Below are 14,609 nucleotides of genomic sequence, written 5' to 3'. Positions count from 1 at the left end.
CTAGGGAGTATTCTCTAGCTTTTATTTTAAAGTGGAAGACTAAAGATGCAAAGTAAGAGAGTAAAGATACTAAAAAATTAATTTAAATTACAACAAAGTGCCTATATTTGAATAATAAATCCAAAATAGGCACTTTAAAATTATTGTAACCAGAATGGCATATCTACAAATGGAGTAAATTCATCAAATAAGTCCAAATAATCTTGGGATTTTTGTGGTTCATTACATTTTGCTAGACCATTTTCAATAGCTTCAATAATATTAACTTCTTTTGTTATTAGCTTTGCCCATATTTCTTTGGACGCATCAATTGAAACATCAGCTTCTATATCACTATCTTGACCATGTATTTCAATAATTCCTCTACGTAACTCTAAATTAAACACTTCATTAGTATCAGTTACACATGCTAGTAGTGTCATATGAACAGCAGAACTTTTAGGACCATTTAGCTTAACTTTGAAAGATTCAAACATAGCTTTGGATGTTAGACCTATAAATGAATTTGAAAAAGGAGGGAATCCTGCATTGGCTCCACCTTGTTTTACTATCTGTTCAAAAGTTCCATCTAATGCCATTGCACTAGTTAGATACCAATTACGCCAAGTGGCATTCTCTGTTTGATATCCAAGCATACGAACAGCAGATGCCTTAAGGCTTCTAGCTTCCATATCGTTACTATTTATACGGATAGGATAGTTTAATATTTCTGCAGCCCATTCATAATCTTTGTCATCGATAGCCTTTTTAGCTTCAGTTAATATTACTTCACGACCACCCATAATTTTTATATATTTTTTAGCTGCATCTTTAGGATAAATAGGATTTAATTTACTTGCTTCACCATTAAACCAGCCTATATATTGGTCATAAACACCTTTAATGCCTTGTTTAAAAGTTCCATAAAATTCACCTAAACGTTCTCTTTGAAATAGATGCGGGGGAAGTTGTCCTAATTCATTTATTGCATAATCAGGAGTATATCCCATATTTATAAGTCTAACTGTTTGGTCATGAGTATACTGTATAGCATCTCTATAGTCTGTTAGAAGAGAAGTACATTCATCTTTACCATGTAGTGGTCTCATATGAGTTCCAACTAAATAATGTGGTTGATAATTACGAATTTTATCAATTCCTGCATACCATTTCTTAGCATCACGAACAGTACCTCTAACAGTATATATGTTAGGAAATATTTCGCCTTGAACAGCATCTCCAACAAACATTATCTTTTCTTTAGGTAAAAATACACATACAGCATCTTCAGTTTCAGCCTCACAGTGAAATAACTCTAAATCAACACCTGATATAGTAATTTTCAATCCATTTTCAACAGATACAAATGTGTTTGGTGTAATAAATTTATTAGAACCTTTAGATAAAACAGGTCCACAACCTAAGTTAACATAGCCATGTTCTCCTTTGGGAAGTATAGAACCATACATCCAAACAGCTCTTCCCATTCTAATATCTAGTAGTTCCCCACTAGCTTGAGAGAAATGTTTTATAAATGTTTCATCGACAATAACTAAAACTTCTTTATTTTGGCTTTGTTCTTGACTTACACAGACACTCATACCGCCCCAATGGTCACCATGATTATGAGAAACTATGACTGCTTTGACTGGTTTATCAGTGATTTTACGAAAGCCCTTCATTATTTCTTCCATCATTTCTATAGTTTCAGCTGGGTCTATGATTATAATGCCATCAGTTCCTTCAATCATAACTGGATAAGATAATCCAAATCCAACAGCACTATATACATTTTCACCTGTTTTATAAATTTTTTGTTCCATTGTTTTAGAATGTTCTGTCAATCTAGGATTAACAAACTTCGATTTTTCAGTATAAGCGAAATTACTCATAGACATAACTCCTTTTAAATATTAAAAATTTTATTAGTTTACTCTAGTAACAACAGGAGGTAACCATTTACCACAAATAGCATCTATCAAGTGTTAGGTACTTCTATTATTACAGGTTCTTTACGTAAGTCAAGCCAAGCTGTTGAGTATGTAGTATCATTGTTTGGTGCTGGTATAAACGATGTTTGTGGTGATGCTACAGTGGCAGTATGAGCAAATTCATTAAAATTTGTTAATTTAGTTTGGGGATTCATAATCTGTGTATATAGCAATTCATACATACCTACTATTGGATATCCATATATATAAGTATTTTTAACTATTTTAAGTAAATCATTCTTATTCATTGAGAATTCCTCCTTTAAAATAACCTTACTATGTTCCATGAACATGTTATTATTACAAACAAAATAACAGCATTATAAGCAATGATTAATTTTGCCTTACTTATTTTTTTATTAATAGCAGTACCTAACAACCCACCTAAAACTGCAGCAAGCATTATGCATAATAACATTGATATATCAAGACCTAAAGGTATAGAGTTTGAAATTAATAGAGTTATTATTTTTGAAGCTTGAGAGAATAGTATCAGTATTATTGAGTTAACAGATGCGTTCTTTAAATCCATCGAGAAAAACAACGTCAGAGCTGTTATGTTTATAGGACCACCACCTATTCCTAAAAAAGATGAAATCATTCCTAAAGTATATCCAAGTAAAATTATAAATATACGATTCTTTATATGGAATTGTTTTTTATTAGGTAGATTTATGTATATTAATATAGATATTAATAAAGTAAAAAGAAGTCCATTCTGAATTATTTTTACAAGTTTATCTTTGTTAATAAATTCAACTATAAATTCAAATATTTCAGTACCAATTAAACCTCCTAAAATTGCTCCACTTCCAAGCAATATAGTTGTTGGTTTTTCAAATTTAGTTTTATATCTAATATGTTTAATAACAGCTGAACAAGACATAGTAAATACGGCACAAGTTGATAAAAAACTTATAACTGAAGCATCTAGTGTAGTTACTGCATCTAACACTGGTTTTATAATAACTCCTCCACCAAGTCCAGAAATTGCTCCTACAATAGATGCAATAAATCCTACGATGAAAAATATCATATGTGTTTCTCCTATCCTAAAGTTTTATGCTAATTTTATTAATAGTAAGTATGCCCTAAAACAGTAAAATAATTTATTTTTAATAAGGGTTAAATTTGAAATAATTCATATATTTTTACAAATACTATTATCTATAATGAAATATAAAACTATGTAATATTAATAGTAGAAAATAAAAAAGGATTATATAAAAAATAGGATATAAAAACTTAATATTATCATTAGTAATAAATTAAACTTAAAAATAGTAATGGTTGTATAAAAAATAATTGACTTGTTAAAAGAAAATATAGAAAATTCTATATCAAATAAGATTACAGTATGTATGGTTGCAGTTAAAAATTAATTATAATATTTATGATAGTTTTGTAAAATAATATATGCACTTAGATATAAAAGAAAATTATTTAAATAGTAATTTTACTTTAGAGTAGCCATATTCAAGTATATTTATATATTTAGAGGCTTTTTATAGAATCATAAGAAGACGAATTTTAAGTATATTTGTGTAAATATAAATTATAATAAGATATAAGTATTAGTGTAGAATAGTTATAATAATATAGGCTATTAAAATATAAACTTGGAGAGTTGATGAAAATTGTATGAAAAAGAAAATATTGTTTTTAGGAATTATTTGTATATCTATAATTTTACTAAGTAATTATACTTATTCCCAAAAGAAGCAACTATCTGAGGAAGAAAAGATAGATGACTTTAAATATGTATATAATGTTATAAAAACAGGGTATCCTTACTTGGATGTAAATAAGAGACTTAATCATATTGACTGGTTAGAAAATAAGGACAAATATATAAAAAGAATTAAAAAGACTGAAAGTGATGAAGAGTTTATAGAAGAAGTATCCTCTATATTATCAGAATTAAACAATAAACATACTGAATTAATAGATAACAAAAACAGATATGAACTTTTTAAAAAATCATACTCTAATAATAATTGGTATGACTTTATTAATGACAAAAAAGTTGTAGATAGATATAATTCTATAAATACTAAAATAAAAATACCAAATGATATTTTTGTAAAAAAAGAACTGATTTTAGAAGATATAATTAAAGGTAAGGTTGGATACATGTATTTACCATCAATGTCACCACAAAATGGGTCAATGGATAAGGATTTAAAAATGATAGGAGATTATGTTAATACTTTAGAAAAATATCAAACTCTAATTATTGATATAAGAGGAAATTCAGGCGGAAGTGATAGGTATTGGAAAGGAATTGTATCTAAACTTATAAAAAATGATATAAAAATAGAGGGTTATAGACTCTATAGAAATAATAATAAAATAGTTAAAAAATACACCAATGCAAGAAATATAAAGTTAGAGCCTATAGAAAACCTACCAGTAGGTGTAAAGAAAAATGCACCAAAGGAAACTTTAAAAAATTTTAGTGATTTTGAAAAAACTTCTTATACCATAAATACTAATAATGATTTGGAATTTAAAGGTAATATATACTTACTTGTAGATGAAAAAGTATATTCATCATCAGAGTCGTTTTCTATGTTTTGTAAAGAGACTAAGTTTGCAACTTTAGTAGGAGAAACTACTGGAGGTGATGGTGGAGGAATAGACCCTGTGTTGTTTGAGTTAAAAAATAGTGGTTTAATAGTTAGAATGTCAAGTTGTATGTATTTAAACAAAGACGGAATATGCGATGAAGAATTTAAAACTATTCCTGAGTTTAAAGTAAAAGACTGTAAAAGAACAACAAATTTTAAAGATGATAACAGTATAAAAAAGGTATTAAAGCTTGAAAATATCAATTATTAAATAACAATTAAATGTTGCTGGATATTATTTTAGAGATTTATCTTTAGCATTAAAAATTATAGAAAAATTGTAAAAAAGTAACTCAAAATGATTTTAAATGATTTTGAGTTACTTTTTTATGTAAGTTTTGAAGTTTTTTATAAGATTTATTTGTCTTTTTAGAATTTGATTGGAACCTCTATACAAAGATTATAATAATTTCAATAGAGTATTAAAAAGCAATAAAATATAATAAATAGCAATAAAATACAAAATAAATTTGACTTTTTTATATTCTTAAACTAATATATTATTATTATCAAATGAAAGGTAAGTGTAGTTATGGAGGAAAAGTTTTATACAATAGACCAAGTTGCGAATATTTTAGAAATGCATCATAAAACAATAAGAAAGTTTATAAAAGATGGGAAATTAAAAGCTAATAAAGTCGGTAAGCAGTGGAGAGTATCACAAGAGGATTTAAATAGTTTTATGGATGTAAAGAGTGAAAATGAAGATAAGGGTATAGAATTTAGGTTAAATGCATCTGAAAACTTAGCGAGCATCCCAAAAGTTAATGTATCTATAGTAGTTGAGATAAATAATATATCTAATAATGAATATTCACGTTTATCAAATTTGCTTTTGGCACTTACAAATAATCCAACTTCAATATCAAGTGGTTCTACCATTAATTTGAAGTATGCCGAAAATGAAAATAGGCTTAGGGTTATGTTATGGGGAGATATAAAGTTTATTGAGGAAATGTTAAGCTCTATATCTTTATTAATAGAAAATATTTAAAGTAGAAATGAGGAACTAAAATGAATTACGATATAAGAGAACAAAAGGATAAAAAATATATTTTTGTAGATAGCAAATTTAGTAATGAAGAAGAAATCATGGATATTATATCACTGTGTATGGAACATGGTACAGATTATTTGATGTTTAGTAAGAATTCACTTACAGATGATTTTTTTAATTTAAAGACAGGTTTGGCAGGTATTACAATACAAAAATTTATAAATTATAGGATACAAGCTGCTGCAATTGTTGATGATAAAAATAGGATAAATAAAAGATTTTCAGAACTAATGTTAGAGTTAAATAAATCAAATAATTTTAGACTATTTGATAATTTTGAGGATGCTAAAAATTATATTTTAAATCTAAAATGACGGAGATTAATAAAATAAATAATATAAGTAAGGCATTTAGAAGTATTGAATATAAAAATAAAATACATATATATGATGATTATTTAATAAGTAAATGATATTTTCAGAATTAAGAAATTAATATAAATACAAACTTAAGAAACATATTTATTAATAACCTTTCTATGTTACAAAAGTGTAATACTGGTAGATAAAATGTAATATTTACATAAGGATTTAACCGTACAAAACCTTTAAAATGAATATATACTAAGAAATGAACAAATGGAGGTTATTAATTATGAAAGAAATATTAAAAATAAAGAATATATCAAAAGACTATGGAATAAAAGGATTTAAAACAAATGTATTAAAAAGTATATCTCTCACAGTTAACGAAGGTGATTTTATAGCAATAATGGGTCCATCAGGTGCAGGAAAAACAACATTACTTAATCTAATGTCTACACTTGACAAACAAACCTCAGGAGAAATAATACTCGATGGAATTAACATATCTAAAGTAAAAAATAATGAACTATCAAAATTAAGAAGAGAGAAGATAGGATTTATATTTCAAGACTATAACTTATTAGATAATATGACACTCATGAATAATATAGCACTTCCTCTGGCATTAGGAAAAAAGAAAAGTAAAGAAATTGAAGGTAAGGTATTTTCGATAGCCAAAAAATTTGGATTAGAAAATCATTTAGATAAATATCCATATCAATTATCAGGAGGTCAAAAACAAAGAGGTGCAGCAGCGAGGTCACTAATTACAAATCCAGCAGTAGTATTTGCTGATGAGCCAACAGGTGCTTTAGATTCTAAATCAGCTTATGAACTTTTAAACTCATTAGAAAGAATAAATAAAGAGAATAATGCTACTATTATAATGATTACACATGACCCTCTAACAGCAAGTTATTCAAATGAAGTATATATGATAAATGATGGAACTATAAAGTGTAAATTAAACAAAGGAAGTAGTAGAAAAGAATTTTATGGAAAAATTATGGATATGTTGGCCTCTATGGGAGGTGAAATGTAAGTGAGTGTACTTGGAATTGCTTATAATAATTTTAAAAGTAATATAAGAACTTATCTGGCATTTTTTATATCTATGGTCTTTTCAGTAGTTGTACTGACTAATTTTGAATTACTAAGATATGGTGATGCCATAAATGTATTGCAAGGGGAAAATCAGAAATTCACATTATCAGTGTTAATATCTGTAATAATAATATTGTCAGTATTTTTATTTTTCTTTATATGGTATGCGACAAATATATTCTTTAAAAATAGGTCAAAAGAAATAGGTATACTATCTTTTATGGGATTGGATTTATATACTATAGGAAAAATATATTTTGTAGAAAATATGCTTATAGGAATAAGCTCTTGTATCACAGGAATACTTATAGGGATAATAACATCTAGATTTTTCCAGGTAGTAATAATAAAATTATCAGGATTTGATATAAATGTATTCAATGGGTTTAGTATCAAAGCTATAATGTATGCCAGTTTGATATTTATTTCTATATTTATGATAATGACTATAAAAGGTTTTGTAACAATATGTAGAAGTAGTGTAATAAACCTAATTAACACATCTAAGAAGCAAGACAAAATACCAAAAGTAGGAATAGGATTATACATATTAGCCATAATATCAATTTTAGTATTAGGATATGGTTATTATCTTTCTATGGATATACGCTCTGGAAACATAGCTAGTGTAATACCAGTTATAGTGATAATAATAATAGGTACTTATGGTTTATTTAAATCAGTTATGCCTGTTGTATTTCATATGATAATGAAAAATAAAAAGGTATTATTCAATGGAAATAATATAATTGCTATAAACAATATAAATTATAGATTAAATAAAAACTATAAAACTTACTCTATAATAGCTATAATTATAACGACTACAATATCAACCCTTGGTGCATCAGTTGCCATAAAACATATACAACAAAATGCTCAAGAACAGAGGAATGTATATACTGTTAGTATAGTTTCAACAGATAAAAATGAAGTAGATAGAACACAAATAGAAGATATAATAAAAGATACTAATAGTATAAGATATTCAGTAAATCCAGAACTAATAGCTTTAGAAAATCCAGATAGCAAAGATGATTATGATAAATTAAATATAATAATGAAATACAGTGATTTTTACAATATTCTCAAAGTAAATGGAAATGAGAAGGAATTAAAAGAGTATGGCGAAAAATTAGTTGAAGGAAATAATGTAATGCAGTTAAAAAGTCCTCAAACGATATTAACATTAGCTAAAAAAGAAACTAGTGTGAACATTGATGGACAAGTATATAATATTACAAAAGGGGAAATAAAAGTACCAGTATTGGGAACAGGGATTAATGACAGTATTATAGTAGTAAATGATAACATCTACTCTAAGTTAAAAGACAAAGGAGAACAAATATATTTTTATGGAGCGAAAGTATCTGAGGAAGAAAATAGCCAAAAGATGTTCGATAATATTGAAAAAAATTTAAGTATGAAAAGTGGCTATATGAGAAATGGATATAAAGCTCAAAACGAAAGTCAATGGATGAAATTTGCATATGTAGTGCTTGTATTTTTATTTTTAGTATTTACGCTTGTGGCTGGAAGCATAATATACATGAAAATATATAGTGATGCTTATGAAGATAGAGATAAATATAAAACTTTATTGAAGATAGGAACTACAGAAAAAGAAATAAATAAAGCTGTCTTTAAAGAAGTAGCTATATTTTACACTTTACCAATGTTAAGTGCAACAATATCAAGTTACTTTGCATTAAGACTAGCAGGCAGTTTACTAATGGCTGATTTATTTAGTATATATATATTAAGCTTAGTAATATGCTTAATAATCTTCATAATATATGGAGCAGTATCTATTAATAAGTTTAAGAAGGTAATATACGAAAATTAATCAACAAATTTATTAAAACAAAGAGACTCTTACAATAAGAGTCTCTTATTAATTAGGTTTAAGCCGTTTGACTAATAAATGTATACAAAATATAATATGATAGAGATAATTTATATTATAATAAAATATTAAAATAATGGAGATTGCATAAATGTATAAAATTTTATTAATAGAAGATGATATTGATTTATCAAAAGAAATTGCTTTGGCGTTAGAACGATGGGGATTTAAAGTAGAAGTAATTGATAATTTTGAACTGATTTTAGAAGAATTTATAGATAAAAAACCAGATGTAGTACTTTTGGATGTTAATTTACCACTGTATAATGGATTTTACTGGTGCGAGAAAATAAGGGGTGTTTCAAATGTTCCAATCATATTCCTTTCATCAAGAGATTCTGATATGGATTTAATAATGGGAATAAATAATGGAGGAGATGATTATATTACAAAACCATTTTCTATAGATATCTTAGTTACCAAAATAAATGGGATAATAAGAAGAGCTTATAATTATAGCGACTCTAATAGTATTTTATACTACAAAGATTTAATGTTTGATGTAGGAAAAGGAATTATAAAACACAAGTACAAGGAAAAAGATATAGAATTGACTAAAAACGAAATAAAAATTTTAAACTTATTATTAAAAAATAAAAATAAAGTTGTATCAAGAGAAAGTCTTATGATGACTTTATGGGATAATGATGAATTTGTTACAGATAATGCTCTTACTGTAAATATAAATAGATTGAGAAGTAAGGTTAAAGAGTTAGGTGTTGATGATTTTATAAAAACTAAAAAGGGAATAGGATATATAATATAATGATAGTAAAATATTTAAAAGACAGATTCAAGTATATTGTGCTTTTTTTTATTATCATTAGTATAATAAATATTTACTTATTTGCTATAAATATATTTGAGAATCAATATGCAGAGTTAATATACTTAGATTTTCTAGCTTTACTCATAATAATAGTATTTTTTATTGTAGATTATATAAACTTTAAAAATAGCTATAAAGATTTATGTAAGTGTCTAGAAAATAATGATGATATAGACAACTACTTGATTAGTGGACAATCCTTTGAAGCAAATATCATGAGAGATATTATTGGAAATTTGAAATCAAAGAATAATGATGATACAAAAAATTACAAACAATCTCTAAAAGAATTAGATGAATACATAGCTAAATGGGTTCATGAAATAAAGATTCCAATATCATCTTTGAGTATAATTACAGATAGATTAAATAATATAGAAGATAGTATAGATATTAAGAATCAAATTGCAAAAATAAACTTTTTAGTAAATTCTATTTTATATAGTAGTAGAAGTAATAGTATGTTTGAGGACATATTTATGAATAAAGTTAATTTAGAAAAATTAATAAAATCCTCTATAAAGAATAACTCGTTTTTACTCATAAAAAACAATATTGAAGTTAGTTTAAACAACTTAAATTATACTGTTTACACTGATTCTAAATGTATAGCCTATATTTTAGACCAAATTATTAATAATGCTATAAAATACTCAAAAGAAGTTGGTAAAATTGAATTTAATGCAAAGCCATTAGAAAACGGAGTATTGTTATCTATAAAGGATTATGGTATAGGTATAAATGAAGAGGATATATGTAGAGTTTTTAATAGAGGATTTACAGGAACAAATGGAAGAAATAGATTGTATAAATCTACTGGAATGGGATTATACTTTGCAAAAAAGATGATAGATAACTTAGGTCATAAGATTGATGTATACTCAGAAAATGGTGTTTATACAATTTTTAATATTCATTTTTATAATATATCTGATTATTTAAATCTAAATAATTAAATTAATAGATTGAATGTATCCACTTTAAATCTAAAAAATATAGTAGTATTTTTACTGTAGAATATAATTTGAAATAGTATTACGAATCAAAAAGCAGGGAGATTATCTACCTGCTTTTTGATTCGTAATACTATTTATAAAAATTATTATCTCTGAGAACTTGAGCACGTATACGGTTAATTAAAAACTGTTTTAATTTAGTTAAGCAGAAAAATAAAATAGCTCTATTTTCAAATTCTGTTCTATCAACAGGTAGAGGTTGATTTTGCATACTAAGCATTAACCTGCCCAATTCTTCAAGAAGAAGATTTCCTGTTTCGGCTTCAAATTCAGTATAACCTATCTTATGTATGAAAGCAGATAGAATATGAGCTTGTGGTGGAGTAGAGTCTAGTTGAGATATATAACTATACAAGTCTTCTAAGATATCCCGTTGGCTTTTTATAATATCCATATGTTCTAAGAAAAATTTAGTATCACTTAATAAAGTATTATTAATATTATCATAAGTTTCAGAAATACTACTATCAATAAGTGAATTTAAGGTATATAAATCTCTACTGAACCTATTTTCTTTTTTAGGATTTACAATAATATTGGCAATATCTATAAGCACAATACTCACTTCTTCTTGTAACTTTTTTTGGACTTCATAGATTTTATGTATATTTGTTGGAATATACATATTTATTATGACACCTATTCCAGTACCTATTGCAAATATTCCAGCTTCATTTAAAATCCATTTAATAGATGTTTCTCCTTGTAGGAAGTAATGGGATGCAATTACTACACACATGGCAATAACATCTTGAATTTTTAATAAAAAACAAAGTGGTATAATTATGAATATAAATATTGAAAATGAAGTCAAATTATATCCTAAAATATTAAAACATAAATAGGAAAAAATAGTACATAAAAGAAAACCATAAACCTTTCCAATAGAACCCTTAAGCGTTTCTTTTTTAGTGTCTTTTACTGTAAGTAGTACTATAACTCCAGCTACCATAGAGTATTCTAATTTTAACAGCCAAGCAATAGATATAGCAAGAGAGCATCCAAGAGATAATTTTATTACTTTAAGTGAATTAATATTATTCAAATATAAACCTCCTGTAAACAACTATAATAAAGATAATTTTAACATAAAACTAATAGGGTTTGAAATGTAATTAATTATACTTAATTATTTTATTGCCCTATTTAGCTAAATACAATCAGTATATTTTTATTTTATGAAAGTTTTTGTATATATTATTTGCCAGTGTAAAATCTCCTACATTTGCTTGAGTTAAAAATATTAACAAAAATGATGTAATAATTGTTGCTTTTGATGATTTGCTAATAATACCAATAAATAGCGCTATAAAGCTCATACTGACAAGTACAACTGACTTTAAAATATTATTATGTTGATTATAAGTATAGTATGTTCATAAGAATATTAGAAATGCAAGAAAACTGGTATACATCATGATGATATTTTTTTTATTTCATATCATAATAACAAATAAAAATAGTTGTAGCAAATGAAAATAGTCAAAAATGTATATACTATTATTAATAAAAAATAAAATTATATAATTAATATGATTTTATAATTGGTTTGGTATGGTGATTTTTAACTTTTATGTTATACTATTTATAAAAGTAAGTATAAAGATAAAAATACATAATTAAATATGTATAAGAAGTTTTAAATAGCCTTATTAATGAACTTAATTATTGTTCATAATGACAAATTGGAGGAGATAAACATGAAAATCACTGAAGGATACATGCCTTTTGAAGGTTTTAAAACCTATTACCGTATAGTGGGAGAAGCTACAGAAGGAAAGAAACCATTAGTACTACTTCACGGAGGTCCAGGTTCTACACATAACTATTTTGAAGTATTGGACAAGATAGCTGAAAGTGGAAGACAAGTTATAATGTATGACCAAATTGGTTGTGGTAATTCATTTGTAGAAGGGCATCCTGAGTTATTTAATGCAGACACTTGGATAAAAGAACTTATAGAACTAAGAAAACATCTAGGGCTTGATGAAATACATCTATTAGGTCAGTCTTGGGGAGGTATGCAGGCTATTTGGTACGCTATTGAATATAAACCAAAGGGTATCAAGTCGTACATTCTTTCATCTACTCTTTCTTCTGCAAAACTTTGGGAAAAAGAACAAAAAAGAAGAATATCATATATGAGTGAAGCTGACCAAAAAGCGTTACTTGATGCAGTAAATACTGGAGATTACTCTAGTAAAGAATATAATGATGCATTAGAAAAGTTTATGGAGATGTATTGTGCTGGGGAAGTAACTGAAGATTCTCCTGAATGTTTAAGAAGACCTAAAAAGTCTGGTTCTGAAGCATATATTGTAGGATGGGGATATAATGAATTTTCTCCTACAGGTACTCTTTCTGGATATGAGTTTACAGATAGATTACATGAAATAAAGGAACCTTGTTTAGTAACTAGTGGAGCGATAGATTTGTGTTCACCATATATTGCAAAGACTATGTATGATAGGATACCTAATAGTAAATGGGAACTATTTGAATATTCAAGACATATGCCATTTGTTGAAGAAAATGATAAATATATAGAAGTTCTAACTAAATGGTTAAATGAAAATGATTAAGCTTATATAAATTTATAAAAGAGATTAAACTGATTGTTTAATCTCTTTTTTTATTATTTTATTATAAATTAGAGTATTTTTTATATGTGATAAATTTTGAATAAGAATAATATGAACAATTGTAAAAAGTTTAAAAGTATTTAAAGAGAAAAAAAGTCTTAAAACCTCAATAAATCATACAAATTATTAAAAAACTACTATAATTAACATATAATAATAGAATTTAAAAACACTTAGTTTTATGAGATTTTAGAAATTTTTTTTAAAATTGGTATAATTATTCTGTTTAAACTTGCTTAAAAAGTATATTTATTATAATAAGAAACAATTATATAAATAGGAATAGATTATTATATTAATATATAAATAAAAATAACTATAGAAGGAAAGGCATATTATGGAAAAGTCAAAAGTTATTGAAATGATAAAAAATAATCCTAATATTATAGCAACTATAAATAATCCAACTGATGAGATGAAACTATTAGCTATCAAAGAAAATGGACTTGTACTAGAATATATAAATAATCCAACTAGAGAGATGCAAGAATTAGCAATTGATAACAATATTAGAGCAATTAAATTTATAAATGACCCAACAGAAGATATGATGATAAAAGCAGTAAATGATGGATGGAGTATATTAGACTATATAAAAAATCCAACTGATAAAGTGATTAAATTAGCTATAAATCAAGCAGGGTGGGCTATTAAATATTCTAAAAATCCAAGTGAAGAGTTACAATTATTAGCAGTAAGAAAAAATTATGATTCGATAAAGTTTATAAAACAACCTTATGAAAGTGTACAAGAAGAAGCAGTAAAAATAAGTTATGATGCATTAAGATATATAGATTTTCCTAGTTATAATACAGAACTTATAGCTATTAAGAATAATGAGGCAGCTATTAACTTTATAACTAATTTAGATAAGAATAAAATATTAGAATTCCTAAAAGTAAATATTTTAGTGATTAAGTATATTGTAAAGAAAATATCTAAAGAGGAATTAGAAGGAGTATTAAAAGAAGTACTATCAAAAGAAGATGTTGAAGAAAAGTATATTAGAGATTTTTTAAATTGTAATATTATAGATAGAAACAGTGACTATATAGCAATAGACAAGATGATGTTTATTTACAAATATGGGAGTAAAACAGCAAAAAAAATAGCTGTAGACGAAAAGTTGAAAATTATGTAGGAGAGAGAA

The 14,609-nt window shown here is 25.8% G+C and carries 13 protein-coding genes; 9 read left to right on the top strand and 4 right to left on the bottom strand.

Translation table 11 applies throughout. From position 1 onward, the window contains the following. Nucleotides 1-140: 140 nt before the first annotated feature. The 3 genes from IC175_RS05285 to IC175_RS05275 form a co-directional block, all read right to left on the bottom strand. Nucleotides 141-1,871: an alkyl sulfatase dimerization domain-containing protein gene (locus IC175_RS05285; protein WP_227851219.1), complete on the bottom strand. Its 1,731-nt coding sequence runs from the start codon at nt 1,869-1,871 to the stop codon at nt 141-143. An 86-nt stretch (nt 1,872-1,957) separates the two neighbouring features. Further along, nucleotides 1,958-2,218 carry a DUF1254 domain-containing protein gene (locus IC175_RS05280; RefSeq protein ID WP_227433877.1) on the bottom strand — a complete coding sequence of 87 codons (261 nt, stop codon included), beginning with the start codon at nt 2,216-2,218 and terminating at the stop codon, nt 1,958-1,960. A gap of 14 nt (nt 2,219-2,232) precedes the next feature. Further along, the gene (locus IC175_RS05275) at nt 2,233-3,006 is read right to left on the bottom strand and encodes a sulfite exporter TauE/SafE family protein (RefSeq protein ID WP_227851218.1); all 774 of its coding nucleotides are present in this window, start codon (nt 3,004-3,006) and stop codon (nt 2,233-2,235) included. A 605-nt stretch (nt 3,007-3,611) separates the two neighbouring features. Between IC175_RS05275 and IC175_RS05270 the strand changes: the two genes are divergently transcribed. The 7 genes from IC175_RS05270 to IC175_RS05240 all read left to right on the top strand — a co-directional run bounded on the left by IC175_RS05270 (nt 3,612) and on the right by IC175_RS05240 (nt 10,757). Next, nucleotides 3,612-4,811 (top strand): S41 family peptidase, encoded by a 1,200-nt coding sequence (locus IC175_RS05270; RefSeq protein WP_227851217.1) that lies wholly within the window; start codon nt 3,612-3,614, stop codon nt 4,809-4,811. A 321-nt stretch (nt 4,812-5,132) separates the two neighbouring features. Then, entirely contained in the window at nt 5,133-5,594 is a 462-nt protein-coding gene (locus IC175_RS05265) for a helix-turn-helix domain-containing protein (protein ID WP_227851216.1), read from the top strand. 20 nt (nt 5,595-5,614) lie between these two features. After that, a complete protein-coding gene (locus tag IC175_RS05260) occupies nt 5,615-5,971 on the top strand; it encodes a DUF4180 domain-containing protein (protein ID WP_227481976.1) in 357 nt (118 codons plus the stop codon). A gap of 280 nt (nt 5,972-6,251) precedes the next feature. Further along, on the top strand, nt 6,252-7,004 hold the full coding sequence (locus IC175_RS05255) for an ABC transporter ATP-binding protein (protein ID WP_227433882.1): 753 nt from the start codon (nt 6,252-6,254) through the stop codon (nt 7,002-7,004). Continuing rightward, entirely contained in the window at nt 7,005-8,912 is a 1,908-nt protein-coding gene (locus tag IC175_RS05250; protein ID WP_227851215.1) for an FtsX-like permease family protein, read from the top strand. Between the two features lie 151 nt (nt 8,913-9,063). Further along, a complete protein-coding gene (locus IC175_RS05245; RefSeq protein ID WP_227433884.1) occupies nt 9,064-9,738 on the top strand; it encodes a response regulator transcription factor in 675 nt (224 codons plus the stop codon). Further along, complete coding sequence (locus IC175_RS05240) at nt 9,738-10,757, top strand: sensor histidine kinase (protein ID WP_227835637.1); 1,020 nt, start codon at nt 9,738-9,740, stop codon at nt 10,755-10,757. The genes IC175_RS05245 and IC175_RS05240 overlap by 1 nt, the downstream gene beginning before the upstream one ends. Before the next feature lie 130 nt (nt 10,758-10,887). Here the strand turns inward: IC175_RS05240 and IC175_RS05235 are convergent, their stop codons facing one another. Beyond that, complete coding sequence (locus IC175_RS05235) at nt 10,888-11,862, bottom strand: aromatic acid exporter family protein (protein WP_227481978.1); 975 nt, start codon at nt 11,860-11,862, stop codon at nt 10,888-10,890. Between the two features lie 655 nt (nt 11,863-12,517). Here IC175_RS05235 and pepI point away from each other — a divergent pair. Together pepI and IC175_RS05225 are read left to right on the top strand one after the other, a co-directional pair. Then, on the top strand, nt 12,518-13,399 hold the full coding sequence (pepI, locus tag IC175_RS05230) for a proline iminopeptidase (RefSeq protein WP_227433887.1): 882 nt from the start codon (nt 12,518-12,520) through the stop codon (nt 13,397-13,399). Nucleotides 13,400-13,796: 397 nt separating this feature from the next. After that, the gene (locus IC175_RS05225; RefSeq protein ID WP_227851214.1) at nt 13,797-14,600 is read left to right on the top strand and encodes a hypothetical protein; all 804 of its coding nucleotides are present in this window, start codon (nt 13,797-13,799) and stop codon (nt 14,598-14,600) included. Nucleotides 14,601-14,609: the final 9 nt, after the last annotated feature.

This window comes from Clostridioides sp. ES-S-0123-01 (assembly GCF_020658415.1).
In the GTDB taxonomy this organism is placed as follows: Bacteria; Bacillota; Clostridia; order Peptostreptococcales; family Peptostreptococcaceae; genus Clostridioides.
This window is presented reverse-complemented; position numbering and strand designations above follow the sequence as displayed.